This is a genomic window from Acinetobacter sp. A47 (assembly GCF_000805455.1).
Lineage (GTDB): Bacteria > Pseudomonadota > Gammaproteobacteria > Pseudomonadales > Moraxellaceae > Acinetobacter.
On sequence record NZ_JSUS01000071.1, the window covers coordinates 342,557 to 366,297 of the forward strand.

Here is a 23,741-nt window from a genome sequence, read left to right on the forward strand (position 1 = left end):
TCCTTACAGATTTAACAGACGTTTAGGTACCAGACGTTTTTTATCCGTGATTTCAGCCAGCCCCAGACAACGTTCGCCATCAAACACCAGCACTTCAGGCGCAGCTTCATGATCAATATTGCTTTCCTGACCATTGCCGAAATATTTTTCACGGCCTTCCGGCAACTGCACGCGTGGAAAATGCTCGACGGGTGCATACACAGGCAACAATAACGCATCGCGCTGTTCTTGGGTCAGGCTTTCAAGATATTCAATGGTATAGTCTGGATTAATCTCAAAATGTCCGGTTTGGGTACGATGTAGCTTGGTGAGGTGTCCACCGCAACCCAAAGCCTCACCAATATCTTCGCCCAATACACGAATATAGGTACCTTTCGAGCAGGTCACATCCAGGGTCAGGCTATCTTCGGTAAAATCGACTAGCTTTAAATCATAAATGCTGACCGGACGTGCGGCACGTTCAATCTCGATTCCCTGCCGTGCCAATTCATATAACGGGCGGCCTTCACGTTTCAATGCTGAATACATCGGCGGAACTTGCTGAATATCACCTCTGAACTCTGCCAGTACCTGTTCAATACCTTCTGCTGTTAAAGCCGGTACTTCTCTCTGCTGGAGAATTTCACCTTCCACATCACCTGTCGCGGTGGTTTGGCCTAACTTGACCGTGGTTTGATAACGTTTGGTTGAATCAAGTAAATAATGTGAAAATTTGGTCGCTTCCCCCAGACAGATCGGCAACAATCCGGTCGCCAAGGGGTCAAGCGCTCCGGTATGGCCCGCCTTTTGTGCATTGAATAGACGGCGTACCTTTTGTAGTGCCGAGTTAGAACTTAAGCCTAAAGGCTTGTTTAATAGGAACACACCGCTTAAATGACGGTAAGCACTTTTTTTCATAAAAAGAAAAGTCAAAGCATAAAGACCTATTTTAGCAAAACTAGGCCAAAGATTTAGAAAAGGATTGGCTTTTCAGCCGATACAGACATAAAAAAATGCGCCAAAGGCGCATTTTTTTGCTTTACAACAAAGTTAAAATTAACCTTGTTTACGAGCTGGTAACTTTTCACGAATACGTGCAGCTTTACCAGACAACTCGCGTAGGTAGTAAAGTTTAGCACGACGAACGTCACCACGACGTTTCACTTCGATCTTAGCAACGATTGGAGAGTGAGTTTGGAAAACACGCTCAACACCAACACCGCTAGAGATTTTACGAACTGTGAAAGCAGAGTTTAAACCACGGTTTTTCTTCGCGATTACAACACCTTCAAATGCCTGAAGACGCTCACGGTCACCCTCTTTTACTTTAACTTGAACGATAACTGTATCGCCCGGTGCAAAAGCAGGGATGTCTGATTTTAACTGTGCATTTTCAACAGCTTGAACTAAAGGATGTTTACCACTCATGTGGAATCTCCAATATGTGCGGGAGAGAAGAGGTCTCTGACACCGCTGAGGATAGAGGCTAAAGCGCATATCTCTCGTTTAACTTTCCCCTTAAGACGAACATCTTAAAGAGCCTATTTTTAACTTAAACAACGTTTAAGTAGAACTCGAAGCAAAGCTTCTCGTTGTGTACGAAGATCAACTGCTATCAGTTTAACCTTTCGAATTTTTTAACCATTTCATTTGCTGTTTGCTCAACGTTACTTTTTCAACCAGTTCTGGCCGACGTTCTAAAGTCCGTTGATAACGCTGCAAAAAACGCCATTTCTCAATATTGGCATGATGTCCTGATTTAAGTACCTCAGGCACATCCAGCCCTTCAAAATGGTCTGGCTTGGTATATTGTGGACAATCCAGCAGACCATCCACAAAAGAATCCTGGATCGCTGATTGCTCGTCAGTCATGACATTGGGCAAACGGCGAATAATACTATCGAGCAACACCATGGCAGGAAGTTCACCACCCGACAACACGTAATCCCCGATTGACCATTCCTGATCAACATAATGCTGGATTAAACGCTCATCGACGCCCTCATAACGCCCACACAATACAATCAAACCATCATAATCAACGAATTGTTGTACTGCCTGTTCATTTAAGGTTTTGCCTTGCGGTGACATATACACCACTGGGGCATGAACACAGCCTGCTTGTGAAGCAAGTTGTTTGGCATGATTAATTGCTTTTGCCAAAGGCTCAGCCATCATCACCATACCCGGGCCACCACCGAAAGGACGTTCATCCACTCGCTTGTAATTGCCCTCAGCAAAATCTCGTGGGTTAATGCAAGTCACTTGCACGATGTCACGCTTTGCTGCACGTCCGCTAATCCCGTACGCTGTAATCGCTTCAAACATTTCAGGAAACAATGTGATGACTGCAAAAAACACCGCAGACTCCTCTATTTTCCTGCTGCGCTACTTTCCCTAAAAGGATTAGTAGTCTACGCCCCAGTTGACGTAAATACGACCAGCTTCAAGATCAACGCGTTGTACCACATCTTTATGCCACGGAATCATTCGCTCTTCAGCATCAACACTGTCGGCAGTCGCTTTGACCACCATGACATCATTGGCACCGGTTTCAAACAGTTCGTAGATTTGACCGAGATTGACTTCCTGTTCATCCTCTCCAAGACCCAACACGGTTAAGCCTTTGAGATCAGACCAGTAATACTCGTCTACATCTGCTTTTGGAAGCTGTGATTTGGCAATCCAGATATTTGCGCCAACCAGGTTTTCTGCAGCAGTGCGATCATTTACGCCCTTTAATGCCACAACCAGGCCTTTGCCATGTGGTTTCCAACGTTTTACATCCATGGTTTGCCACCCAGCCTTGGTCTCAACGTACCAAGGAAGGTAGTCAAACATATTGCTCATCGGTTCAGTATTTGAATAAACCCAGAGCCACCCATTCAATCCATAAGCTGAACGTAACTGTCCAATCTGAATACGATCTTCTGGCACATTCGGTGTCGATGTCATGGGCTACCTACTACAATTAAGCAGCAGTTGCAGCTTTTTTAGCTTGAGCAGCTAAAGAAGCAACGCGTTCTGAAGGTTGAGCACCTTGAGCAACCCAGTGAGCAAAACGGTCAGCGTCTAAACGAACTTTTTCAGCCTTACCTTGTGCAGTTGGGTTAAAGAAACCGATACGTTCGATGAAACGACCGTCACGTGCGTTACGGCTATCAGTTACAACGATTTGATAGAATGGACGTTTTTTTGCACCACCGCGCGCTAAACGAATAACAACCATGAGAACAACCTTATAATTTTTACGGATTATCCCTGCGCCGACCACCGGCAACATTTCAAACCCCTTTCATAGAGGGCGATATTCTACGTTAAATTGTCCATGAAATAAAGATTATTTTTCGGCTTATCCACAGCTTTGAATTTAATTGTTAAAATCTGCCAGCTTACCAGTCTTCGCTACCCAGTCCACAAGTCTGGTCCGTGATATTTGCCGGAGTTCTGGTCTTACATTTATAGCCTGAGCTGGTCAGCAGCAAGGAATCATTTCGCGGGCTTTGACTCACTGCCTTAAGCGACCAGCTTTGTGTATTCAGCGTCAGGCTGAGCGTGAATTTCTGTTTGCCGCTGATGGCATCTAAAGGTAACAGCAGCGTCTGATCGGTAGCGCTTGCGACCGAGTAATAAGGCCCCTGATTGGCCGGGGTGCCTTTGAGTACAAAACCATCATAGCTAAAGTTGCGTACCCGATGCTTTTCCAGCAGTTCAGCGACCTTCAGCATTTCCTGCTGTGCCGTAGTCAACTCGGCACGGCGGATATAAACCTGATAACCCGGGATCGCGACCGCTGCAATAATTGCAACCATCGCAACCGTAATCATCAGTTCAATAAGGGTAAAACCCGCCCGCCCGGTACCTGCCGGATCACAGCCCGGCGCATGGACAGAACGGCCGGTAGTCGCAGCCGATGCCCTGATTTCAAATAATCGGCTGCTATTCATTACGTTCATACCAGGTCAGCGGAACCAGTTGGCGACGCATGGTATTTGCCGACAATTTACTATTTCCGATTTTATCCTTGGCATTCGGATTGAGTAACTGACGGGTCATACCATTCTTGTCATTGAGTCCAATACCTGCCCCCACCATCGATTCAACAATTCCATGTCCGGCCCCAAAACTCATCGGGCTGTCTTTTACGTCCTGTTCACAGACTCCGAAAGGCAGGCAATAACGTTGCACGGTGGTGGCCCCATTGGCTTGAATCTTACAACCATTCCCAGCAGTAGTATTTGGGTTATAGACACTGACATAGAGGCTCTTGTTCATCACCACCATTTCACCCAGAACCTTACTTCCGCTCTGGCTGCTTAAATCAGTCTCGTTGCCTTGGGCATCCAGTTCTTTTCCAATCACGCTACTGGCCTGTACATACCAGCCATTTGGCATCATGGTTCTGACTTGGGCCAGATTTTTGCCTTTTAGATCACTGGCCGTCAGCATCAGTTTAAGGTCAGCCGGTAACAGTTTCGGTGTGCTGTTATTGCCGTTGTCTTGGGCAGTGAAGTTACGGCGTACTACATCCTGATCAAAAATATTGTAAACGGTGCTGCCAGAGCTCTTGTCACTATAGGGCAGGCTACGGTTGCCTGAAGCGATACTCACCACAGCCAGAGGTTGTTCATAACCGTAGACACTAAAATTGGGAGCTTCATAGAAACGGCTACTGCTATCTTTAAACAGCATGGTGTAGCTGCCACATCCGCTATCTTTGGTTCCAAGATCCTTATTCAAATCGATCCGCCAGACTTGTCCTCCCAAATCACCAAAATAAAGATGATCAGCCAGTCCATCCCCGTCTCGATCCACTGCATTGATCCGGCTCACCACACTATATAAGTCCTTCATTTTCATGCCATGGTTGCTATCACCCGCTCCACATGATGTACTTTGGTTATCGCCCCCGGCATACCAGATCAGCTCACCCGTCTCTGCATCAAACATATACACCATACGGCCTTTGGTCGCATTTGAAAGGCTTGGAGTGATTTTTTCATACTCCATATCATAGCCGCCACCCACCACCATCACGCGTCTGGCAGCACCGTTATACATAATGCTGGTAATGGTCGGCTTAGACCAGCTCTGCCCCATAAGCGCCAAAGCGGTATTGGTGGTGGTCTTATACGTTCCGTCTGCCTGAAGGCTGATAATACGGTTGTGATCTGGATCAATATGAAATTTCAGTTTGGGCTGGTTAATATCACTCAGGTCCAGGGCATAGTAACTGCGGCCTCCCATACGCAAGCCGCCATACGCAATCTGCTTGCCTTTGGCCACAACTTTACCATCGCTTCTGATCTCGCCCACAGTCGCAACAATTTCACTGCTGGCGCTACCACTACTGAGTGCTTTCATCCCGTAGGCATATTCACTATAAATGGTCCAGGCACCATCAACGCCATACGCCATATCTGCTTTTACACCAGATGGCTTTTCCAGAAATGCCTTACTCTGTTTTGCATTTTCAAGCATTTCATTGGGCACAAATGCAAAACTTTCTTCACCGGTTTTGGCATCAACCACATGTAACATCCCTTGTGTGGTACCAAACAACATATAGTCCTTGCGTTCTTTGACACTGTTATCGGCATTAAAGACCGCTTCCTGAGTCAATTTTACCGGCGTCGAATGCAGGTTCATGCCCACTTTCCAGTTGGTCCGGTTCGCCTCTGTCAGATCTGCCGTGGTTGCCGCATTACCCACGTTATATCCCAGCACATTCATGAGCAGATAGCCTTTGTCATCTGGGCGGGCTGTTGTACCGGAGCCACATTTGACATCCAGATACGTATTGTTAATGGTCTTTAAGGCGCCCACCTCAGTGAATTGATAGGCAGTGCTATTGTCAATTTGCTGACAGTCGCGATTAACCAGAACCTTACGTTCTGTAATAACCGGCTTGGCCGGATCTGAATTATCGGTTTTATTCTTCAGATTTCTAAGTCTGGCCAGTAAGCCGCCTTTGTCCCAGTCCTGTACATCATAACTGCTTGCTGAAATATCCCAGGCATCTTTGAGTTTGTTTACCGAGTTGTCTGTTTCAACATAGTATTTTTTGAAGTTACCGATCCAGCTGGCTTTTTCAGTCGGTTCAAACATGCTTTTATAGACATCGTTACTCATCCGGTATGGGGTAAGCGGATCTTCAGGAATGGTTTGCAATCCGATCGGGTCACCATCGGTTACGCCTAAATTGTCATGAAAATCCTTGATGCTTTGCGCAATATTCTGGCTATTGGCCGCGTTATACCAGCCTCCCCCGCCAATTACGCCCCAGCGGGCCATATTCTTGATGTCTTCGGGGTTACGCGGTAATAAACGGTCTAACAGACTGGTAATACTTGTGGTCAACCCGCTTCCAATCAGGCTGTTTGGCAATAGGCCGTCCAGAAGTGAGCCTGTTGCCCCCAGCAAGTCCCTGACCGCTTTGGGTACAATCCCTGTCAGTAACTGATCCTGTGCGACATTGGTGGTTGCAATCTGGTTCAGCCCCTTGGTATCACTACTATTTTCCTGTCCGGCGATATATTGCGGAAGTTGCAGGAAAGAGCGATCCAGACCAATCACAGCGGTTTTGATCGGATTGGTTTTTAATGCCCGGATGTCTCGTGCATAGGCACCAATACATTGCCAGGTTGCAAAGTCGGTATTGTCATTTGCATTTTTATTGTTGCCTAAGGTTGTTGCCCTCAATTCTGTTGAATTACATCTGAATCCCCAATTATCATTCAAACGGCCATCCTTATATTGAATATTCAGGCTTTGGCTATTATCCAGCGAACGCGCCATTAAACGCTCTATCGCCACCTTGGTTGCATCGGACTGGCTTCCCTGTGGCTGCAACAAGGCATCGGTTAAGGTTGGGGCAATGGTTGGCACACCGCCTGCAATCACCATTAGACCATTGGCATCACATTGGGGAGCAGTAGAGGGAGCCTGATAAAAATTACCATTGCTCTTAATCAATGGATTAATTGTACTGTTATTCTTTTGGCTATCTGTAAAACCGCTATATTTCGCATTAACATCGGCACGGTATTCATAAAATATTTCTTGTTTGCCGACCTGTAAAATCCCCAGCAGATTTAATAAATTTCCATCGACCTTTTTATATCCGGAAGTATTTACTCCTAATAAACCGGCATAGTCCCAGTTATTACAGGTCATCCCGTCCGATTTCCAGCCCTTACACTCGTAATCGGTCCAGATCAGCGATATGCCGCCAATTCCCAGTAAGGCATTACGTTTTGCATACTGCCGCGCCCCCGTGCCTTTGGTGGTATTGCCTAACAAATATGCACCCGTTTCCGCATAGGTACTGGCCATCGGATTATTGCCGCCCAGTCCCAACATATTCAGTACATCGTTTAAGGCATTATTGGTATTTTCCAGATTTAATAGTTCACTTACTGCATCCAGCGGATTACTTAAGATTTTTCCGAGGGTTGCGACCACATCGTTGAGCAAGCCGCCCACCAATTTTGGCACGATGGTCAATAAACCCTGCAAATTAAACTCCCCTTTCGAGTCCATATTGGCACTGGCAATATAGTCAATCATATGCTGCCGATGGGTCTGGGTTTTACCATTATAGGTATAGACATCACTCAGTAGCTTGGGCTCAAAAACAATGGCGCCAGCACGATCATTCGCTATATGGTTATAAGGAGAAATTGATAAACCGACCATGGTGTTATCGGGAATCTGTTCCATATCTGGCAGACCCGCTTCACCTTTCTTGCCTTTCAATACATCTGTCAATGCCATCCGGACACGGGAATTTTTATCATAACAACGATAGATGCCGACGGTAGAAGAGTTGGTAATGGATTTGAGCAAGCTGATGTCGATCAGCGGATCACAGGTTTCACGAATGTACTGTTCTGCCGACAAGCCTGTTTTTACCCCTAACAGCCCATTCAGCAAATTATCCAATAGCTTGACGGTTGCATCTGTGGTCACAATCGTACAGGATTGACGCGGAAATGGATAAGCTGTGCTTGGCTGTTCAGTCTTGATCTCGGCAATAGAATCCAAAATTCCTTGCCCCTGCCCATTACCGAGTACCCCTTTTAAAATGGCCTGGTTAATCAGATCCGTGGCTTCTTTTGTGACATTGATGAGATCGGTTTGATCTGCAACCTTGATACCGAGGTTTAGGCCGTTTTTACCCAGTACATCGGTAACCCCCTGATCAACACAAAGCGGATAATCTTTCACCAAATCCAGCAGTCCTGCCCCGCCCATGCTACGAGACTGGTCCACCATCAGCATCAACCGTTTTTTATTACCGGAGGCCGGCTGATAAATCTCGATATCGCTGGCAGATGCAGCAGAGCAAAGAATGAAAATACCGGACAATACCGTACAGCTGAACCACAAGCCTTTGCCTTTATTGTTCTGTTGCTTTGCAAAGCGGTTAAGTTTCTTCATCTTGTTATTATTCATGGCATTTCTCCCTTATGAACCGGCCGGTTCAAAGTCAGACAAGAAACGATATTCTGCGACTTGTATGTTATATATCGGTTTTTCAGTATTTTGTTTAAGGCAGTTGGCTACATCATTGATGCCATTGTTGTCTATGCTTTTTGTCAGGCATCCTTTGCCCGGATCATTGTCTGCTTTAAATAACGCATCTGCGGTCAGTAGCCCCTGCATCACCGACACCACATAGACACGCAAGCGGATATTGTTTTCAGTTTTTGCACCCAGCACTTCTGTTCCACGTGATAGATCGGCAAACGGTTGGGTCGGTGTTAACTGTCTTTTGATATAAACCTGGGTCACCACCTGTTTACGGCCACTTGAGGTTTTGGACGAAGTTTCAGTACAGGCCCCGGCACCGGAGCTATTGATATTAAAAGACTGGCTATTTAGCCGGTAACCCGCTTTACTTAATGCAAAGGGATCTGCACCTGAAAAACAGAACACCAGCTCGGCATTTTTATTATTTTCATTTTTAAAGAATCCCACTATACCATTGGCAGAAGCCAGATTTTGCTGGGTATTGGGGTCTTGAAAATACATCAGGGCCGCATCGGCATTTTGTGCCAGCAAGGTCTGAATCTGGTGATTACTGACCAGTTTGAGTGAACTCACACTTTGCCGTATTGCCAGTGTCCCGATAATCGTAATCATTAACAAGATCATCAGTACTACAATCAGTGTCGCACCACGTTGAGCCTGAATCATGAGCCAGCCTCCCCATTTGTACAGGTTTTGCTTTTACTGCTATCACATCCTTCTGCAACCCAGCCCATTGCATTCCTTAAAGACACGGTCTGATTCACGACCTGACGCAAATAATTGTCCTGATAGGCGGGTGTCAGCTTGACCGAAGTCCCCAGAACCTGAAAGGGTTCCTTATTGCGTTCTTTGATAATCGACTGGTTACCTGTCTTGTCATCAGAACGTACCAGCACCCCGATCTGGATTGCATGCACATGTGGCCGGACCGTTTGCGTAATGCCATCAATATTTTTTACTGCTGCCTTTAAGGCCATATAGTTTTTGATATCGGCATAAGCCAGGGTACTGTTGGCACTGTTGAGATCACCATCCATATAGCCAAAACGTACCTGAAAGAAATCGACATTGGGTAAAATCACCTGACTGTCTTGCCAGGCAAGTTTTAAGCGATCGGTCGGTGTTTTTGCATCAAGTGCCGACGGGCTATATTGAGCCGCCTGACAGCGTAGAGACTGGCGTGCATCCTTTTCGGTTGAACCCACATAATAACGCTGTACCACAAATGTCCCGCGACTCACATCCTTACCCGAACAGTCCAGTCCGCCTTGTGGCGCCTGATAACGGATGAGCAACTGATCGTTGGTATAACCGGTCACATTGGCATTGCCAAAACTGGTGATCTGGTTATTGGCAAAACAGTCTGCACAATTCAGGTCAATTTTTTCACCGACATTGTTTGAGGTCAGTAAAATTCCGGCATACCCGATCTGGTCATTGACCGCAGGTACAGGCGAACTCAGGTTGGCTTTACGGATATCATCGACAATAAAATTCAGGCCTAGACTGGCATTGTCCTGAATATGTGCCATGGCTTTTTGCAGTTTGTAACTGGTAATTCCGGTAATAAACAGCTGTATGGCCGCTGCAACAATCAATAGCCCTAAAGTGAGCGAGATCATCAGCTCGATCAGGGTAAAGCCGGATTGGCTGTTGCTATAAGGTTTGCAGGCTGCAAGGCTTTTATCCATTTTAATAAGCCTCCAGAAACAGGCAATGTGATCCGGAAACGTAAGCCCCATCCTTGATACATGAGGCAATTCCCTTCTCTCCTGCCAGATTGGTCTCATCCCAGGCGACATAAATACATTGCCGGTTAGTGCCTGTCGGGCATTGATCTACAGCCAGGTTCATCCCGCTGTCTTTGGCTTGCAGGGCTGCATTTTGCAAATCCTGTATTGCAATCTTTTCCGGTTTATCCGCTACATTTGATACTGTGGTTGCCGGGACCTCTACCGCGGCAACCTTATATTTTCCGGCCCGGGTCGCCTGTGGATTGGCACGCATTTTCTCTGCCAGATCACGCGCAATCGTTAAGGCGATCACCTGTTTATTGGCTTCCAGACTGGAGTCCACCGCCCGCAGCTGCAAGGCCGCAAAGCCCAATACCCCGATGGCCAGTAAAACCAGGGCCACCAGTACCTCGACCAGCCCAACGCCTTGCTGTTTTAGCTTCATGGACAGGCTCCTTCCGTGACGATAGTGTCACCGATCACGCCTACCCGGATACAGTACGTCAGGCCCTGACTTGCCAGCATAAAGTCTTTTTGTGCAGCAATACTGCCATTGCTTCTGAAACTCAGGCTGGTCGCTGATGTACTGGTTTTGGATACCCCGCTTTCTAAAGCGACACTAAAAATCCGTTGTGTTTCCGTTTTGGGAATTGCAACTGCAGTTGCACAGTCTTCGATGGATAAGGAGGCCAGACATAAACCTGTACTTTGACGTAGCAAAACGGCCTGGCTTCTGGCTTCTGACACCTTCATCACCAGCTCTCGCGCCGAGGACTCCAGCTTTTGGCGGTTATACATGGTGGCAAATGAGGGTGCGGCCATTAATGCAATAATGGCTAAAACGGCGATGGTAATGATCAGTTCAACCATCGTGAATCCGGCGCAATGTCGCGCCCGGCTGTATGGATTGTGGCAAGACGATATAGCGCACTGCCCGATGTCATCATGTGCTTGTTGCATACAGTCCTCCATATGCACAAATCTTTTTGTTGTAATGTGAATCTCAGTTATTTTAAGTAAGTAAAATCAATTGATTATATAAGTGAGAGACGCATTATTTTTCGTGATTGTTTTCATGTTTAGCTATCAATTTCTACCTAAAATACACAAAAATCTACCATTAGGGGATAAAAGGTATAGAACAGCAGATAAGTGTTAATTTGATCACATTCACTTGTTATTATTGTTAATAATGTTAAATAGTTACTTCCAATTTCCCATAAAAAAAGCAAACCCCGAACAGGTTTGCTTTTTTTATCACTCCAGGAAGGTTATCGGCTTAACGGCCATCCCAGTTGCTGGTTGCAGATGGAACACATGCCCTTCCGTTGTTTTTATCAGAGCCTTTGGTCCAGCAGCGCTCTCCGCGATGGTTTAAAACCAGATGTCCGTCTCCGGTTTGCGCTCCCGTTGGAGTCGCCGTGAGCGTCCAGGTACCTGCAGTAACATTGGATAGTGCCAAAGTATATAACGCTGTCCCACCCGAAGTTGGCAGTGTCCCCGTGTGCCCAACATCAGCAATTGCGATCGGTGTGCTGCCATCGGATTTTAAAAATGTAAAATTCGCTATTCTGTAGCGTTGCAAACGTCCGGCAAGCTCGATCATATCTGCCTGCGCATCCACACGTTTGGTTCTCCGGACATAATCCTGATACGAGGGGTAAGCCACAGCCGCCAAGATTGCAACAATCGCGACCACGATCATCAATTCAATTAATGTAAATCCTGCATTTTGTTTTACCATGTTCGTTCGACTCCGGCCCCGGAACAGTCCAGGGCAATCGTGGTATCCTGCCTTTTACAGCGTAGACCATTACTGTTCAGAACAAAACTCCAGTTTTTTGCGTCAGTTGCCTGGGCACGAATGATCCAGCTCTGTCCATTAACGTCACTCGCGAAGAGCGTTTTGGTCGGATCATCACCATCTTGTACCGTGATTGTATATTTGATTGCCGAACCTGTAGCACCAGCAGGTAAAACCACCTGATTCGTGGCTGGAGACGCGTTAGGTATGGTCGAAAAGTTAATATAATTAAAATTACGGCTTTTATGTTTTTCCAGCTCTGTTGCTAGCCGCTGTACTTCTTGTTGCGCTTGAGAAGCCAGCGCCCGGCGGGCATAAACCTGATAACTCGGTATCGCTATTGCCGCCAGAATGGCGACAATTACCAGCACGATCATCAGTTCCACTAACGTAAATCCCTTCGGTGGAGTGAATCTATTGTTTAACATGACTCATTCCTACCTTGAACGTTCATACCAGCGCTGAGGAATCAGGCACATTTTACTACTGCCTGCCGAGATAACGCCATTATTTGTCATCGCGCCACGGTTACCGGTTGAAACACAGTAATTTTTATTGTTTTTTCCATCTCCTGGCCCAGGTCCACCGTTTCCGCCCCCACCACCGCATACTTGTTTGGTCGGATCACAATCAGCAGTATCATCCACAATAGCAGTGTACTGAATGCCTGCGCCTAATGAACAGCCATCCCCCGTACTACAAGGAATAGGAGGATCTCCAACTGTCTGGTTACATTGTCCGTAAGGCATACAGAACTGGTTTAAGAAACTCTCGCCTTTGACACCAGCACCACAATCCCCCGACAAACCCGGTTTACTTCCATCAAACGTCGAGACAAATAAACGATTATTTAACGCAATCGGTGTGGCAAAAACTTTAGCACTTTGCAACTTATTGGACTGGAACCGATAAAACCATCCCTTTTTGCTGTATGGAGCAACCAATGTTGTATTGTCATTTCGATTGCTTGCTTTAACTTCACCTAAATTACCATTGTCCAGATCTGCTGTCGTCACTGTTGTCGTTGTATAACTATAACCGGAATTATATAAATCACGGGCTGCTACATCTTTGTCATAAACATTATACACAGCATCATAATCATATCCTGTGGTACCCACCGTATAGTCCTTTAACGGCATACTTCTGTTTCCGCTACCAATTGAAACGACTGCAAAAGTGGTTCCTGCATAATCATAAATCGAGAACGCTGGCATCTCATAGAAACGGGGACTGGTACCTGTTGTGCCTGAGGCTTTATGTAAATTCAACAATAAACGCGGTGCTTTGGCAAAACTTGCATTTGTACTGGCTTTATTATCCAGGTCAATACGGAATAATTGCCCACCTAAATCACCAAAATAAAGGTGATCTGCCAGACCATCGCCATCACGGTCTTCGGTACGGATCTGGCTGACTACACTATATTTCAAGTCATCCGACTTTAGACCAATTACCCCAGTTGTCGTATTGGTGGCATTGGCACTGGCCCACCACAACGGCGTACCATCATCAGCATCAAACATATAGACGCCACCTCCAATCTGGTTGGTTTGATTATAGGTATCACTTTCATAACCACCATTATTGGCATTGCCATCGGTTCCACCAGCGTCATATCCTCCTCCCACGAACATCACGCGTTTGCGCTTGCCAGCCCAATTTACCCAGGCAATTGTCGGTTTTGACCAGCTCTGCCCCATTTTTGCCAGTTCAGAATATGCCTTACCTGTTGGATTAGTATTGTTATAGACTTTTCCTTCTGCCGGGGAAATATGAAACTTCAATTTAGGATCGTTTATATTTTGAAGATCTAAAGCATAATAGCTTCGTCCCCCCATGCGTAAACCACCATAAACAATTTGCTTCCCTTGCTGATTGATGCCTTTGCCAGAACCGACAGTCAAGTTACCAGAAGCATCAATCACATACTCCGTATAAGCCGTCCAAGGTCCATCAATCCCATAATAAAGATTCGCCATACCACGTGTTGTCGTATCATATTTCTGGAAGGCTTCTTTTTGGTTTTCAATCATTTCATTAGGAACAAAAGAGAATTTCTCCTCTCCTGTTTTGGCATCCACAACATGTAATAAGCCTTGGGTTGTACCAAACAGGACATAATCTTCACGGTTTTCTGAACCGACCACCCCCTTGGTATAAGTCACCTTGCCTTTATTGGTAACCAACAGTGGCGATGAATGCATCACTGCACCAATCTGGCGTAACTCAGGTGCAGTGCTAAGAGATGTAGTTGTAATCGTATCGGGTCTGGCCGGATCAACGGCGTAGCCCAACAGTAGCATCAGATAACCACGATTTGCATCATTTCGATAAGTTGTATCTGTGAGATCGGCACTTGTCACACGTCGTAAACTTGAACCCGTGATAAATGTTGTAGACGTTCCTGACCCACTGGCAACACGGTTAGTCAATAACTTACGGTTTTCTGTCGCTTCACCCGCAGCGATTTTTAATTTCAGCTGAGACCATGCACCTCCTTTTAGGGCAAACTTATTACTGCCGGGTGTATTTTCATCTGCATCCTTAATCGCCTGTTCAGAGCTTACCAGCTTAGACCACAGGTCATAGTTATCAACGATTCTTCCGGTAGTATCCGTAATTCTATTACCGCTTTTATCTTTTAAAATGCCGCCAATAACATTGTATTTTTTCAGGTTACCCGCCCAGAGTTGATACGGCTTATCAGGTGTCGGTTGAAACTGGGGAAAATAAGCCTGTTTTTGTAATACAGCAGGGTTCAAGCTATCTTTAGGAATAGTAGGTGAACCCGTCGTGACTGCAGGAATGTCGGTGCCTAACTCGCCCAGAAAAGCATTTACACTATCGACCACATCTTGAGAGCTGTTCCCCGAATACCAGCCACCTTCGCCAATAATCCCCCAATAAGCTGCTCTCTTTACATTGGTATTAATGCTTCCTAAAGCATCAATATTCTGTTGCTGGGTTTTGGTTTTGTCATAAGAGGCAACATTATTAAAGCTACTCCCAAAACCGACCACCGCTGTTTTGAATTTTAGACCGGATGGGTTCTTGCTTGGATCAAGCAGTGTTAACGCCAGTTTATTCAAACAATCATAACTATTGGTTGCATCATTGGTTCCGCTCGTTGTACAGGTGAAATCAGTCCCTTTGTCTCCTAAAGCCCCTTGTATTAATGGCAGGGAATCAATATCCCGTGTTGGATCACCATCTGTTAAGACATAGATCCCTTGCCCACTACATTTCTTAATTTCATCATTTTGGGTCAAAGAAGAAGGAATTTGATATAAGGTTTTATCTGTATTTTTTGTATCAGTCGCGGAGTAGGGGAAGCCCGTATTATTATTGGCAATACTAATCACACCAGAATAATCATAACAGGCCTGGTTCCGGTAAGAACCAGAAATATAACATGCCTTTTCAGTTATCGAGTTACCTGAAGGCACTGAATCTGATACAGTTTTCCATGTATTACAACTCGAATAGCTTGAGTTCCACGATGTACATTGCTGTACAAAAGTTTGCCAACCGTAATAATAAGAATATGCTTCATAACTGCGATAATATGGCATATCGGAAACTGTGCGATATCTTGAAGCAGTGGTCTGTCCAAGTAAATATGCCGCAGTTTCTGCGTAAGAACGTGATGTCGGCGTCCATGTGCTAGCGCTTAATCCATTAATTTTTTCAGATAAAATCTGACGTTGGGTTTTGGTTCCAATCACGGCATCCAAGCGGCGCGCAGGGACTAAAACAGCACCCGTATCATAGGCCCTACCATTCTGATAAGCACCAAGGGTAGATAAACCGATCACCTTGTCATCGCTCAGTTTGGTAATTTTCTTTGTTGCATTCCCGTTTAGTAAATCTTGCATTGCCGTTTTTAAACGGGCGATACGTTCCTGTCCCGTACCATCATATGAGCCAGATCCCCCCATACTCCCCGAAATATCCAGCATAAACATCAGGGTAATCTCACCTGACTTGGCTTCCTGATAGATATCAATATCGCTGGCTTGAGTAATACTGCTACTGACCACTCCCGTAAACAACCCTGCAATACTCATGGCAAGTAATTTTTGACGATAAAATGTGGTTTTACGATTCTGTTTCATATTTTTATTCATCTAGTTTTACTCCCCATTCAAGAGAAATTCTGCGTAATGTCGTATTCACTCACTTGCGTTGTGAAGGGCACATTTAAGCTGGTTAGACATTCTGTAACATTTTTCAAAGGATTATCTTTTACTGCCACGGCATTTTCATCAATTACAGGCGTTGTCGTTCCATCTGGAATAATGACTTCACTCATATGTTCCTGTAAGCAGTTATTAATCTCTGAACGATCAACATTGGTTAAACTTGGCATAAGTGAAACAGCAAAAACCTTGACTCGTTTCGCAGCTTCAATTTGTCCGGTTTTCTCATCCGTTCCCCGTTGACGCCCATAAAAAGGAAAACTCTGCGTTGCTGTTGAAAACTTCACCGCAACCTGCGTCATGACGGTCTTACGGCCACTGGTAAACCAGTTACCATTTGTTGTAACGGCATCACAATAACCATCCGTCCCCAGACTGTTATTAGTCGGCTTCTTCGCCCCATCTTCCCAAATCATCAGACTTGCACGATTCAAATCAAAGAAACTGGTCTGATCACCACGAAAACAAAATACCAGCTCTTTATTCTTATCATTTGCACCGCTGATATAACCAAACATTCCATTGGCACTTAAACTCTGAATCAGTTGACTCGCCTCTTCGATATTAAAAAAAGTGGCATCCGAGTTCTGCATGACTAACTGCGAGACCTGGCTATTGGTTGCAATATTCAGTCCCACCATACTTTGCCGGATCGCAAGTGTTCCGATCACGGTAATGGCCAGTAAAAAGATCAACACAACAATCAAGGTTGCGCCAGTTTGTTGCTGCCTCATTGTCCACGCTCCCCAATAACGTTACGTAAAGCAATCGTTTGCGCTACGACCTGTCTGATATATTTGGGACTACCAGCTTTTGGTTTTTTAACTGTAATCTCTTGATCAAGTACCGTAAAAACCTGGTCATCATTGATACTGTTTTCGTTATTAACAGCTTGAGCCGAGCGCGCCAATATACCGATTTGTACTGCGACAATACGAGGACGCGGAGAAGGTAGAGCCATATAATCTTTAAAGCTCATATATCTACGACTAGCCCCCGGTGCAGTCACACTATCATCTTGAATGTTGAGTAAAACTCTAAAATGATCAACACGTTTCATAATGATTTCACCGGCATCCCCATATCCGGTAATTGCCATGGCTGGAATTGGATCTCCCGGGTTGAGCGGCTTTGCCTGATCAACGGGGTAATGTCCGGCATCACACGCCAGTGCCAATGGCTGATTCGGTTCATTCTCACTTTTATTATTATCAGCCCTTAAAAAATAACGCTGAACCACAACTTGCTGCCCAAACTCCCCTCCCTTGGCGGGCTTGGTCACCGGAAAATTCAGAGCATTTCCTTCACAGTCGTATCCGCCATTCCAGATTGTCCCTGCCGGATTGAGTACATATTGCGGTATATACTGGATCACCAATTGATCACTTAAAATATCAACACCAGAGAGCTGAACATTGGCAGGAGCCAAACTGCTTCCAGACAGGAACTTGGCAGCGACATTACTGCCGCTAACTTGCCAGTAAATATTACTTAACAGTGTGCCCTGGGCATCCTTCTGGGCATTTGCTGAAGAGCTCAGTACCACTCCACCATAAGCAGTCTGATCATTAATCACTGCATTAGGGTTATTGAGATTGGCTAAACGGATATCTTGCGTTAAATAATTCAGACCAAAGTTGGCATTATCCTGTATATCAGCCACTCCCTGTTGCATGGATAAGCTTTTCTGACCGGCTAAAAATAACAGGATCGCTGCAGCTGTAATAATCAGCCCCAGTGTCAAAGAAAGCATCAGTTCAATTAATGTGAAACCTGTTTGTTTTATCATATTAGTAGGTCTCCATAATGATGCAGGTTGAGACCGGGTTATATGCACTTCCATTGGTACAATCCCCGGTACCTGTACCGTCGGTTGCACTAGAATCTCCCCAGGCAACATATATACATTGACGGTTATTGGTATTTTGACACCCCATAATATTGATGCTCATACCTAAAGAAGCAGCTCTGGCAGAGACCTGGGCAATATCAAAGTCGGCCAGCTCTTTATCCGTACAGACTGTAGCGCCTATACACGTTTTAGCCGCGGTCTTCTGTTTTACAGGATCAGATAACTCTGCCTGATAAACGCTAAATGAATTACGGTTAACCCGGATCCGTTCAGCCAGGTCTCGAGCAAGTGTTACGGCCTGTACACGGGAAGTACTCTCTGCACTAGCCTCTAGTGAACGATATTGCAAAGTCACAAAGCCGAGAACACCAATGGCAAGTACCAATAAGGCAACCAGGATTTCAACAAGGCCGATACCACGCTGATCAATTAATCGACTCATCAACATGTCCCCTCTGTTAACTGCTGAATGGTTCCCATACGTGAAATACTGACTATTTTTGACTTATCGCCAGAACTCTTGTTACAGATTTCAATACGTGTATCAGCATTGACAGGAAGACACCTTGCTGGGGTATTACCATCTAAAGCACATACCCCACCCGCCAGATTAAAATAAACAGAAGTTGTAGCCCCCGATTTTAAAATGGCTTTTCCTGCTGGCATCCAGTTCATGCGCGTACTGGTATTTGCAACTGAACCAGATGTAGAGTTGGGTTTTAATAAAACTTCTACTTCTCTTCTTTCCAGTACTGCTTTTGCTCTTGCCTGATTTAAAGTCAGAATCAATTCTTGTGTACTTTTATTAAAGTTCTGGGCAAGCATCATATTGTTAAATACGGGCGCGGCCATCATCGCAATCACCGCCAGCACCGCAATCGTCACCATCAATTCAATTAAGGTGAATCCCCGAGTTTTCCCCATTTCCCCAGCACCTAATTTTAAAAATTCACTACTCTATCTTAATTTTTATTTTTACAGAACCAATACAAAGCAGATGAGCACCAAAAAAAAACGGATGGAGTGTCATCCATCCGTTTCCAGTTCACATTTTTCTAATAAAATTAGGCCTGTATCACCTGTATACGCAACTCTTTTGGTAGACTAAAAGTGATATTTTCCTCACGTCCCTGTAGTTCTTTTGGTGGTGTTGCACCCCAATCTTGTAAACGCTGAATCACCTGTTTGATTAAAATCTCGGGTGCAGAGGCACCCGCCGTCACCCCGATTTTACTGTCTGCATTAAACCAGTCTTTTTGCAGCTGGTCGGCATTATCAACCAGATAAGCCGATTTCCCCATGCGCTCTGCCAGTTCGCGTAAACGGTTTGAATTGGATGAATTTGGCGAACCGACCACCAGCACCACATCACACTGTTCAGCCAGATCACGTACCGCATCCTGACGGTTTTGCGTGGCATAGCAAATATCGTCTTTACGCGGCCCCTGGATTTTTGGAAATTTGGTGCGTAAGGCATCAATCACTTTGGCCGTATCATCAATTGAAAGGGTCGTCTGGGTCACAAATGCCACTTTATCGGGATGGTTGACCTGCAAAGCCTCGACATCCGCTTCATCCTCAACCAGATAAATGGCACCCCCTCTGGATTTGTCATATTGTCCCATAGTCCCCTCAACCTCAGGATGACCTTCATGACCAATCAGGATGGCTTCGGTTCCTTCACGTGCGTATTTGGTAACTTCAATATGGACCTTGGTGACCAGCGGGCAGGTGGCATCAAATACTTTTAAGCCACGGCGCTCGGCTTCTTGCTGTACTGCCTTCGATACTCCATGCGCACTAAAGATGACAATCGAATCATCAGGAACCTGATCCAGTTCATCTACAAAAACCGCCCCACGCTGGCGCAGGTCATCCACCACAAACTTGTTATGTACCACTTCATGGCGGACATAAATAGGCGGGTTAAAACACTCCAGCGCCCGATTGACGATTGCTATAGCACGGTCAACACCAGCACAAAAGCCTCGTGGATTGGCCAACACGATTTCCATAACATCCTCTCTCATCAACTGAATATTTACGCCAGACTATTTCGTTTAATGGCACGCTACACTACAATAGCCAAGATATTTTATCATATTCGGGAAAAATATCATGTCGGGTCTCTTGTTTGTCGTTTCTGCTGCCTCAGGAACAGGCAAAACATCTCTGGTCAAAGCCCTACTCGATCGAGTCAGCAACCTGCACGTTTCTGTCTCACACACTACACGCGGTCAACGACCTGGTGAACTTGACGGTGTTCACTATCATTTTACCAGCAAAGAAAGCTTTTTAGCACAAGTCCAGGAAGGCGGTTTTATCGAATATGCAGAAGTATTCGGTAACTACTATGGCACCTCCCAGGCGAAAGTAAAAGAACAGCTTGCCCAGGGCCATGATGTTTTACTTGAAATTGACTGGCAGGGCGCTGAACAGGTTCGCCGTCTTTTTCCTGAATCGAAACAGATTTTTATTCTTCCACCAACCCAGTACGACTTAAGACAGCGCCTGTCGAACCGGGGTACAGATTCAGTCGATGTGATCGAGCACCGTCTAAGCTGCGCAGTGGAAGACATGCGCCACTTTGCCAGTTTCGACTATGTCATTATCAATGATGACTTCAACAAGGCCGTGCATGATCTGGAAGCCATCATCACGGCCAACCGTCTGGTGACCTCACAACAAAGCCATCGTCATCAGCAATTAATTGAAAACTTGATTACCCTTAATCGCGAATAACTTGAGTCTTGTATAAAAGCCTTTTATACTATTTAGTCTTTCAAATGTGATGTTCAAACGAGACAACTTATGGCACGTGTAACCGTTGAAGATTGTTTAGACCATGTAGATAACCGCTTCGAGTTGGTACTGGTAGCGAGTAAACGTGCACGTCAGTTAGCACGTCAAGGTATGGAACCAACTGTAGAGTGGGATAATGACAAACCAACAGTGGTTGCATTACGCGAAATCGCAGTCGGTCATGTCACCAAAGAAATTTTAAAACAACGCGACCAGGACTACCAGACATCAAACCTTGATATGGTATTGTCTACAAATTCATTAAATTTAGAAGGTTTCACTTTCTAAGTCGGATTTGCTTTGCGGAAAAGCCCATTGTGAAGACACTGGGCTTTTTTGTTTGTTGAAAATTTCAGGACAATATTGGTAAAAACAATATTCTTCATTGAAAAAATTTACGAGTTTTTATACTGAACAAATTGACAAGTTTCTCAATTTGCTTTTCATTAGGAGATAGGCGCAATATTTGGTAAGGCCTGCATTTAAACGCAGGATAAAGCCATTAGACCTGATTGATGGAAGCGGGCTTCGCCCCAAAGCCCTAGATCATGGTGCCCTTCCTCGTTGAAGTTTCAACAGATATATCTTTACTGAATTTAGGTTATAAAAGGTGTTATATGCCAGGCGAAGAGGTCAGCCAAGCCAAGCAACAGCTCAAAGTGATCATTGAAGCCTATCTTAAGGATAGTGACGTTCAACGTGTGCTTGCGGCCTGCGATTTTGCCGATTTAGCCCATAGCGGTATTACCCGTAAAAGCGGTGAACCGTACGTATTACACCCGATTGCGGTCAGTTGTATCCTCGCGCACATGCGTCTGGACGCCGATACACTGATGGCAGCCCTGTTACATGACGTGATTGAAGATACCGAATACACCAAAGATGAAATCGGCCAGAAATACGGCCCGATTGTGGCCGAACTGGTCGATGGTGTCACCAAACTTAGCCATTCCAGCGATAAAGAATATAACAAAGCCGCATCCTTCCGGAAAATTTTACAGGCGACTCTACAAGACCCGCGTGTCATTATTATTAAACTGGCTGACCGCTATCACAACATGACTACGCTGGGCGCCCTTCGTCCTGATAAACGTGCCCGTATCGCTCAGGAAACCTTTGATATTTTTGTGCCGATGGCCCGTCTGGTCGGTATGAACGAGATGGCAGATAACCTTGAGCATCTCTGCTATCAGAACCTTGACCTGGATATGTTCAATGATGTGCAAACCGCCCTGTTGGAAACCAAGCCAAAACGTTGTGAATATCAGGCCATCTGGGAACAAAAACTGACCGATCTGCTAAAACAGCTTCATTTGGCAGGCCGCATTAAAAAGAAAAACAACAATATCGAATTACTCCGGCACTTTGTCAAAAATGAAATTGACCTGAATGAGCTAAGCCATAGCCATGCCTTTGAAATTATCCTGCAAAGCATTGCAGACTGTGACCGTCTGGTTGAGGCCCTCAAGGATAATTTTCAGGTTCTTCAATATAACGACCATATCCGGCGCCCATTACCTGGCGGTAACCAGTCCTTAATGATCAAGCTGAAAGGCGAAAAAACCACGCTGTCCCTGACCATTCAAACAGAACTGATGCGTAAAGCTGCCCGTTTCGGTGTGGTACTGGGCGAAAATGCGCCGCAAGCCTGCCGTTCAGCCATTCAGGCATCAATGCAAAACCTGAATACGCTGATCGATAGCAGCTGTGCGAAAACCACATTTAGCGATCTCCTCGATTACTTGCATCAGGAAAAAATCTGGGTCTATACCCCTCATGGACAGTTACATGAGTTACCTCAAGGCGCCACTGTGGTGGATTTTGCCTACTCCGCCAGCCTGTTTCTGGGCAACCACGCGGTCGGAGCAAAAGTAGATGGCGAAATCCGTCCTTTGTCTACGCCGCTGCATAGCGGACAGGTCGTCGAGATTATTACCGATGTGCTGGCCACACCCAATCCGGACTGGCTCAGCTTCATCAATACCCAGAAAGCGCGCCGTGCCTTGCAGAATATCCTGCGAGATCAGGATATTGATGAACAGCGTCTGGTTGGACAACAGGCGCTGAACCGTGCCTTAAAACTGTTCCACCGTTCCATCAATGACCTATCGCCAACAGACTGGGTTAATGTACTGGAATGGCGACATTTAAGCAGTAAAGACACCCTGTTTGAACAGATCGCGGTTGGTGATTTACTGCCCCAGCTGGTCGCCAATCATTTATTTTCACAAGACTATCATTCTCAGCGTCGGGAAGCCTCTGACCGCCTGATCGTCGGGACAGAAGGCGTTGATGTAAAATATGCCCATTGCTGTAATCCGGTATTGGGCGATCCAATCCAGGGACATTTATCGCGACGCGGCCTGATTGTGCATCGTTCACGTTGCCGTAACTTGTTGCATGAGCAGCATCTGCATCCGGAAAATATCATGCCATTAAACTGGCAATCTGAAGAAATCGATGATGTCCGTTTCAGTGCCTACCTGTGCATTCATATGGAAATGAACGATGAACAGATCTCAGACCTGATCTATCAATGCCGTAAGGCCAAAACAGGGGTAGAGATGGTTCATTCCCAAGAGCAGAAAACCTATGTCAATATTGTGGTCAGCAACCGTAACCAGATTGCCCAGATCATTCGTGACCTGCGCATGCATTTTGGTTTCCCGCGTATCGAACGCCTGAACATGCCTATCGTACAACCTGAAGTCGCCAAGGTCGCAAACGCCAATTAGGCTATATCCGGATGTGCAGCCCTCATTTAAAGCCAGCGGTACCATAAAACTCAGCAATAGCAGCAAACGATCGCGACTTCACAGTATTCAGCGCTTTCG

General features: G+C 45.6%; 22 protein-coding genes. 3 read left to right on the forward strand and 19 right to left on the reverse strand.

Annotated elements, in window-relative coordinates; all coding sequences use genetic code 11:
- Window positions 1-3: 3 nt before the first annotated feature.
- The 19 genes from truB to ispH all read right to left on the reverse strand — a co-directional run bounded on the left by truB (window position 4) and on the right by ispH (window position 20,120).
- On the reverse strand, window positions 4-897 hold the full coding sequence (truB, locus tag OC23_RS17035) for a tRNA pseudouridine(55) synthase TruB (protein WP_038346175.1): 894 nt from the start codon (window positions 895-897) through the stop codon (window positions 4-6).
- A gap of 138 nt (window positions 898-1,035) precedes the next feature.
- A complete protein-coding gene (gene rplS, locus OC23_RS17040; protein WP_004657502.1) occupies window positions 1,036-1,407 on the reverse strand; it encodes a 50S ribosomal protein L19 in 372 nt (123 codons plus the stop codon).
- 192 nt (window positions 1,408-1,599) lie between these two features.
- A complete protein-coding gene (gene trmD / locus OC23_RS17045; protein ID WP_038346176.1) occupies window positions 1,600-2,340 on the reverse strand; it encodes a tRNA (guanosine(37)-N1)-methyltransferase TrmD in 741 nt (246 codons plus the stop codon).
- Between the two features lie 45 nt (window positions 2,341-2,385).
- On the reverse strand, window positions 2,386-2,934 hold the full coding sequence (gene rimM / locus OC23_RS17050) for a ribosome maturation factor RimM (RefSeq protein WP_038346177.1): 549 nt from the start codon (window positions 2,932-2,934) through the stop codon (window positions 2,386-2,388).
- Between the two features lie 16 nt (window positions 2,935-2,950).
- Window positions 2,951-3,208: a 30S ribosomal protein S16 gene (gene rpsP, locus OC23_RS17055; protein WP_004776006.1), complete on the reverse strand. Its 258-nt coding sequence runs from the start codon at window positions 3,206-3,208 to the stop codon at window positions 2,951-2,953.
- Window positions 3,209-3,371: 163 nt separating this feature from the next.
- A complete protein-coding gene (locus OC23_RS17060) occupies window positions 3,372-3,935 on the reverse strand; it encodes a type IV pilin protein (RefSeq protein WP_038346178.1) in 564 nt (187 codons plus the stop codon).
- Complete coding sequence (locus OC23_RS17065; protein ID WP_038346179.1) at window positions 3,919-8,436, reverse strand: PilC/PilY family type IV pilus protein; 4,518 nt, start codon at window positions 8,434-8,436, stop codon at window positions 3,919-3,921. The genes OC23_RS17060 and OC23_RS17065 overlap by 17 nt, the downstream gene beginning before the upstream one ends.
- Before the next feature lie 12 nt (window positions 8,437-8,448).
- Complete coding sequence (locus OC23_RS17070; protein WP_038346180.1) at window positions 8,449-9,180, reverse strand: PilX N-terminal domain-containing pilus assembly protein; 732 nt, start codon at window positions 9,178-9,180, stop codon at window positions 8,449-8,451.
- Window positions 9,177-10,205 (reverse strand): PilW family protein, encoded by a 1,029-nt coding sequence (locus tag OC23_RS17075; protein WP_038346181.1) that lies wholly within the window; start codon window positions 10,203-10,205, stop codon window positions 9,177-9,179. The genes OC23_RS17070 and OC23_RS17075 overlap by 4 nt, the downstream gene beginning before the upstream one ends.
- A 1-nt stretch (window position 10,206) precedes the next feature.
- Window positions 10,207-10,692, reverse strand: a complete 486-nt coding sequence (gene pilV, locus OC23_RS17080; RefSeq protein ID WP_038346182.1) for a type IV pilus modification protein PilV — start codon at window positions 10,690-10,692, stop codon at window positions 10,207-10,209.
- On the reverse strand, window positions 10,689-11,207 hold the full coding sequence (locus tag OC23_RS17085) for a GspH/FimT family pseudopilin (RefSeq protein WP_038346183.1): 519 nt from the start codon (window positions 11,205-11,207) through the stop codon (window positions 10,689-10,691). The genes pilV (OC23_RS17080) and OC23_RS17085 overlap by 4 nt, the downstream gene beginning before the upstream one ends.
- A gap of 319 nt (window positions 11,208-11,526) precedes the next feature.
- Entirely contained in the window at window positions 11,527-11,991 is a 465-nt protein-coding gene (locus OC23_RS17090) for a type IV pilin protein (RefSeq protein WP_038346184.1), read from the reverse strand.
- Window positions 11,985-12,479 (reverse strand): type IV pilin protein, encoded by a 495-nt coding sequence (locus tag OC23_RS17095; RefSeq protein WP_038346185.1) that lies wholly within the window; start codon window positions 12,477-12,479, stop codon window positions 11,985-11,987. The genes OC23_RS17090 and OC23_RS17095 overlap by 7 nt, the downstream gene beginning before the upstream one ends.
- 9 nt (window positions 12,480-12,488) lie before the next feature.
- On the reverse strand, window positions 12,489-16,169 hold the full coding sequence (locus OC23_RS17100; protein ID WP_038346453.1) for a PilC/PilY family type IV pilus protein: 3,681 nt from the start codon (window positions 16,167-16,169) through the stop codon (window positions 12,489-12,491).
- 29 nt (window positions 16,170-16,198) lie between these two features.
- Window positions 16,199-16,987 carry a pilus assembly PilX N-terminal domain-containing protein gene (locus OC23_RS17105; protein ID WP_038346186.1) on the reverse strand — a complete coding sequence of 263 codons (789 nt, stop codon included), beginning with the start codon at window positions 16,985-16,987 and terminating at the stop codon, window positions 16,199-16,201.
- Window positions 16,984-18,042 (reverse strand): PilW family protein, encoded by a 1,059-nt coding sequence (locus OC23_RS17110; RefSeq protein ID WP_038346187.1) that lies wholly within the window; start codon window positions 18,040-18,042, stop codon window positions 16,984-16,986. Before OC23_RS17110 ends, OC23_RS17105 begins: the two co-directional genes overlap by 4 nt.
- A gap of 1 nt (window position 18,043) precedes the next feature.
- A complete protein-coding gene (pilV, locus tag OC23_RS17115; RefSeq protein WP_171194820.1) occupies window positions 18,044-18,547 on the reverse strand; it encodes a type IV pilus modification protein PilV in 504 nt (167 codons plus the stop codon).
- Complete coding sequence (locus OC23_RS17120) at window positions 18,547-19,029, reverse strand: Tfp pilus assembly protein FimT/FimU (protein ID WP_038346190.1); 483 nt, start codon at window positions 19,027-19,029, stop codon at window positions 18,547-18,549. Before OC23_RS17120 ends, pilV (OC23_RS17115) begins: the two co-directional genes overlap by 1 nt.
- Before the next feature lie 140 nt (window positions 19,030-19,169).
- A complete protein-coding gene (gene ispH, locus OC23_RS17125) occupies window positions 19,170-20,120 on the reverse strand; it encodes a 4-hydroxy-3-methylbut-2-enyl diphosphate reductase (protein ID WP_038346191.1) in 951 nt (316 codons plus the stop codon).
- A gap of 103 nt (window positions 20,121-20,223) precedes the next feature.
- On the opposite strand from ispH, the gene gmk reads away from it, so the two are divergent.
- The 3 genes from gmk to OC23_RS17140 all read left to right on the forward strand — a co-directional run bounded on the left by gmk (window position 20,224) and on the right by OC23_RS17140 (window position 23,642).
- Window positions 20,224-20,847: a guanylate kinase gene (gmk, locus tag OC23_RS17130; RefSeq protein WP_038346192.1), complete on the forward strand. Its 624-nt coding sequence runs from the start codon at window positions 20,224-20,226 to the stop codon at window positions 20,845-20,847.
- A 69-nt stretch (window positions 20,848-20,916) separates the two neighbouring features.
- Window positions 20,917-21,195, forward strand: a complete 279-nt coding sequence (rpoZ, locus tag OC23_RS17135; RefSeq protein WP_004657467.1) for a DNA-directed RNA polymerase subunit omega — start codon at window positions 20,917-20,919, stop codon at window positions 21,193-21,195.
- Between the two features lie 329 nt (window positions 21,196-21,524).
- Window positions 21,525-23,642, forward strand: coding sequence for a RelA/SpoT family protein (locus tag OC23_RS17140; RefSeq protein ID WP_038346193.1), 2,118 nt, complete (start codon window positions 21,525-21,527; stop codon window positions 23,640-23,642).
- Window positions 23,643-23,741 lie beyond the last annotated feature (99 nt).

Excerpts from the sequence above, each read along its gene's own strand:
- rpoZ (WP_004657467.1), top strand. The coding sequence starts at position 20,917 with ATGGCACGTGTAACCGTTGAAGATTGTTTAGACCATGTAGATAACCGC.
- OC23_RS17070 (WP_038346180.1), bottom strand. The coding sequence starts at position 9,180 with ATGATTCAGGCTCAACGTGGTGCGACACTGATTGTAGTACTGATGATC.
- rimM (WP_038346177.1), bottom strand. The coding sequence starts at position 2,934 with ATGACATCGACACCGAATGTGCCAGAAGATCGTATTCAGATTGGACAG.
- rpsP (WP_004776006.1), bottom strand. The coding sequence starts at position 3,208 with ATGGTTGTTATTCGTTTAGCGCGCGGTGGTGCAAAAAAACGTCCATTC.
- ispH (WP_038346191.1), bottom strand. The coding sequence starts at position 20,120 with ATGGAAATCGTGTTGGCCAATCCACGAGGCTTTTGTGCTGGTGTTGAC.
- gmk (WP_038346192.1), top strand. The coding sequence starts at position 20,224 with ATGTCGGGTCTCTTGTTTGTCGTTTCTGCTGCCTCAGGAACAGGCAAA.
- OC23_RS17120 (WP_038346190.1), bottom strand. The coding sequence starts at position 19,029 with ATGGGGAAAACTCGGGGATTCACCTTAATTGAATTGATGGTGACGATT.
- OC23_RS17095 (WP_038346185.1), bottom strand. The coding sequence starts at position 12,479 with ATGTTAAACAATAGATTCACTCCACCGAAGGGATTTACGTTAGTGGAA.
- rplS (WP_004657502.1), bottom strand. The coding sequence starts at position 1,407 with ATGAGTGGTAAACATCCTTTAGTTCAAGCTGTTGAAAATGCACAGTTA.
- OC23_RS17105 (WP_038346186.1), bottom strand. The coding sequence starts at position 16,987 with ATGAGGCAGCAACAAACTGGCGCAACCTTGATTGTTGTGTTGATCTTT.
- pilV (WP_038346182.1), bottom strand. The coding sequence starts at position 10,692 with ATGAAGCTAAAACAGCAAGGCGTTGGGCTGGTCGAGGTACTGGTGGCC.
- OC23_RS17065 (WP_038346179.1), bottom strand. The coding sequence starts at position 8,436 with ATGAATAATAACAAGATGAAGAAACTTAACCGCTTTGCAAAGCAACAG.
- OC23_RS17075 (WP_038346181.1), bottom strand. The coding sequence starts at position 10,205 with ATGGATAAAAGCCTTGCAGCCTGCAAACCTTATAGCAACAGCCAATCC.
- OC23_RS17140 (WP_038346193.1), top strand. The coding sequence starts at position 21,525 with ATGCCAGGCGAAGAGGTCAGCCAAGCCAAGCAACAGCTCAAAGTGATC.
- OC23_RS17060 (WP_038346178.1), bottom strand. The coding sequence starts at position 3,935 with ATGAACGTAATGAATAGCAGCCGATTATTTGAAATCAGGGCATCGGCT.
- truB (WP_038346175.1), bottom strand. The coding sequence starts at position 897 with ATGAAAAAAAGTGCTTACCGTCATTTAAGCGGTGTGTTCCTATTAAAC.
- pilV (WP_171194820.1), bottom strand. The coding sequence starts at position 18,547 with ATGAGTCGATTAATTGATCAGCGTGGTATCGGCCTTGTTGAAATCCTG.
- OC23_RS17085 (WP_038346183.1), bottom strand. The coding sequence starts at position 11,207 with ATGCAACAAGCACATGATGACATCGGGCAGTGCGCTATATCGTCTTGC.
- OC23_RS17100 (WP_038346453.1), bottom strand. The coding sequence starts at position 16,169 with ATGAAACAGAATCGTAAAACCACATTTTATCGTCAAAAATTACTTGCC.
- OC23_RS17090 (WP_038346184.1), bottom strand. The coding sequence starts at position 11,991 with ATGGTAAAACAAAATGCAGGATTTACATTAATTGAATTGATGATCGTG.
- OC23_RS17110 (WP_038346187.1), bottom strand. The coding sequence starts at position 18,042 with ATGATAAAACAAACAGGTTTCACATTAATTGAACTGATGCTTTCTTTG.